We start from the raw sequence: 2,498 nt of genomic DNA on the forward strand, positions 1-2,498 counted from the left end.
CCGACCGCGACGGAGCCCACCTGGATCTTCCGGCTGACCCTCCGGTCGGCGAGCTTCGTCGGAACGGACGGAATTCCGAGAGAAATTGCAGTCATGATGAGCCTCCCGGCACGGCCTGGCGGTCCGCCCTGGCAGAGGGATCACTGGCAGCCTCAGCACGCAAATCGCGACGGAGCTCCTTGGGCAGCGAGAACTGCACATGCTCCTCGGCGGTCCTGACGGTCTTGACGTCGGTATAGCCACGTGCGGCGAGGAACTCCAGCACGCCGTCGACCAGCACCTCGGGCACCGAGGCGCCGCTGGTCAGGCCGACGGTCCTGGCCCCTTCCAGCCAGGCGTCGTCGATCTCATCGGCGAAGTCGACCAGATGCGCGGCCGTGGCTCCGTACTCCAGGCCGACTTCGACCAGGCGGACGGAATTGGAGGAGTTCCTTGAACCGACGACGATTAGCAGATCAGCCTCGGGCGCCAGCTCCCTGACCGCAGCCTGGCGGTTCTGGGTGGCGTAGCAGATGTCGTCGCTCGGCGGTGAGACCAGCAGAGGGAAGCGCTTCTTCAGTTCGCCGACGGTAGCCATAGCCTCGTCCACCGACAGTGTGGTCTGAGACAGCCAGACCACCTTGGACTCGTCCCGTACCTGCACGCTCGCGACGCCTTCAGCGCCGTCCACGAGGTGGATCCGGTCGGGCGCCACGCCGATCGTGCCGATCACCTCTTCATGGCCCTCATGGCCTACAAGCAGGATGTCGTAGTCCTCCTCAGAGAAACGCTTTGCCTCCCTGTGCACTTTGGTCACCAGCGGGCAGGTGGCATCAATGGCGGCCAGATTCCCGGCTGCGGCCTCCACATGTACCGACGGTGCGACACCATGCGCGGAGAAGACCACGATCGACCCCTCAGGCACTTCCTCTGTCTCGTCGACGAAGACCGCGCCCTTCTGCTCAAGGGTCTGTACAACGTACTTGTTGTGCACGATCTGCTTACGGACGTAGATCGGCGCCCCGTACTGCTCCAGAGCCTTCCCGACAGCCATTACGGCGCGGTCGACACCTGCACACCAACCCCGCGGGGCAGCCAACAGGACACGGCCAGGACCAAGCGCTTTATCAGGCGAACTGCCTGGCGCGTTGGTGAGTCGTTGAAGTTTATTCATAATTAACAATATTGCCTTAAGTGGTGCCTGGGAGAGCTGTCGAATCCATGAATGCCGAGCGATACGCCGAGAAATCACAGGCCGACGAGCTTGAGTTCGAGGGACGCCTGGATCCGGGAGGAGAGGGAGTGCCGGAACCAGCACAGGCGCAGAAGTCGACGGTGGGCGAGAGCCAGATATAGACGGCCTTGAAGAAATCTGACCGCTGTATCGCGGGATCTCCCAGACCGGCCCGGTTTCTGCCACTGTCTATGCCGTGCATATGGGCGGCATTTATCCACAACCTCGGGGACCCTGAATTCTGATTTACCGATCCATCTGTAGTGTGTCGATGCTCACACGATGCCTGGGCTATGTTCGCCTCTAGTGAGTAATACATACTCATCCCTCAATGGGAGCCCTGCGCGCCTCCCGAAGATCCTGTAGGCGACGCAGCCACCGCCCGGCCCAAGGCTGACTGTTGCCGTCTATACCGGACCCGGACGTGTGGACGCGCTTTGGGGACTGCCCCTCTCCGGCGGTGGACCTTGGGCTAGCCTGTTACATGGATCACCAGCAGGCGGTCACGTCCCATCGTTCAGAACGTCTCAGGCCGTCGCCATCACGCTGGTGAAACATCATGCGATCCTCTGTGGAACGCACACCCTCGAGGGTGATCTTGCCAAACCGTCCAGGCGGGGAGACTACGGCACAGCGACCGAGGAACTCTCCACCCTGGAGTACGTGCAAGTAGGCATGAGCCAAAGAGACGACAGCGGGCGGATGGATCCCGGCGCGCGATCAGCGCCGAACGGGAGTCAGGCCTGTCGATTCCGGGAATGTGTGAGCGATTCCAGCGGCCCCTTCTCGACCGCGAGCCGGCGCATATTGAACACTCAGCTGGCCGGGCGGTGGCCCCGATGCGGCCCACTGCCTACCGCATCGTCCAGGCAGCTGGGCGATCATTGGCCCCCTAACCCACACCGGACACGCCGCCGCAGCCCCGGAAACGCCCGGCTTCACATCTCAGGGTGACCGCAGCGGCTCTTTGCGGGCTGACAATGAAGGCCAAATGGACGTCCGCACTCGATAAGACCTGTCCACGCCGGTGCACGGAACGCGAGCTGGGGAGTGCGTTCTAGCAGCTGTTCGCCGTGCGCCATGACCGTTCCGCACCTTCCGCGACCTGCACGTACGCTCGTGCGCTTGCCGTCCTGCTGGCCTGGGGGATGGTTTGTCCGGGTTTGAGTACGGGTTGCTCAGGTGGGTGTGGTGGGTGGGGAGGAGTGTGGTGGGTGGAGGGATGCAGATCCCGAGAGGGTCTGGGTGTTGTCCCCCAGGAAACTGAGTCGGATGCCCTTTCGTG

The 2,498-nt window shown here is 62.9% G+C and carries 1 protein-coding gene; it reads right to left on the reverse strand.

The window, feature by feature from the left end; genetic code table 11:
- Window positions 1-91: 91 nt before the first annotated feature.
- Window positions 92-1,153, reverse strand: coding sequence for a 4-hydroxy-3-methylbut-2-enyl diphosphate reductase (locus tag ACF08N_RS38025; RefSeq protein ID WP_392329264.1), 1,062 nt, complete (start codon window positions 1,151-1,153; stop codon window positions 92-94).
- Window positions 1,154-2,498 lie beyond the last annotated feature (1,345 nt).

It is taken from the genome of Streptomyces sp. NPDC015127 (assembly GCF_043080095.1).
Taxonomy (GTDB): Bacteria; Actinomycetota; Actinomycetes; order Streptomycetales; family Streptomycetaceae; genus Streptomyces.

Bases quoted from the DNA above. Each gene is read 5' to 3' on its own strand.
- ACF08N_RS38025 (WP_392329264.1), bottom strand. From the start codon at position 1,153: ATGAATAAACTTCAACGACTCACCAACGCGCCAGGCAGTTCGCCTGAT.